We start from the raw sequence: 590 nt of genomic DNA on the forward strand, positions 1-590 counted from the left end.
CTGGCCGGCCTGGTCGCCGAGATGGAGGCCCTGAGCCCACGGCGAGGCCAGGGCGCCGGCCGAAGAGGCGGACGACGACTTCGGCTTCCAGCCGGTGGCCTTCGCGGCGCCCTCTCTGGAGCTGCCCGCCCTGGACCTGCCGCCGCTTTCGGCCGCCGCAGCCGCAACCGGCTGGCGGGTGGTGTTCCGCCCGCATGGCCGGATGTACGCCAACGCCAACGAGACGGCCCTGCTGCTGCGCGAGCTCGGCCGGCTGGGGCCGCTGTCGGTCGAGCTGGACGACAGCGCCGTGCCGATGCTGGAGGCGCTCGAGGCCGAGGAGAACAGCCTGGTCTGGACCCTGGACCTGGCTGGCGCCGTGGACGAAGCCGCGGTCCGCGACGTCTTCGACTTCGTCGAGTCGGACTGCGACCTGAGCATCCTGCCGCTGGGCTTGGCCTCCGACTCGCCGCCGGAATCAGGCTTGCCGGACCTGGGCCTGCCCGACCTGGCCCCGTCGCCTCTGGAAGCCGACCTGGATATCGCCGCGCTGTTGGCCCGCGTGCAGGCCGAGCCGGCGCTGGCCTCCGCGCCTCCCATCGCGCCCGTCG

1 pseudogene is annotated in these 590 nt (G+C 73.9%); it reads left to right on the top strand.

Going from position 1 to position 590, the window contains the following annotated elements:
* Positions 1–94: 94 nt before the first annotated feature.
* Positions 95–590, top strand: a pseudogene (locus tag AC2W7C_RS18805) (chemotaxis protein CheA); the annotation flags it as partial.

The sequence above is a fragment of the Brevundimonas sp. CURTG3B2_SDJG genome (genome assembly GCF_057364705.1).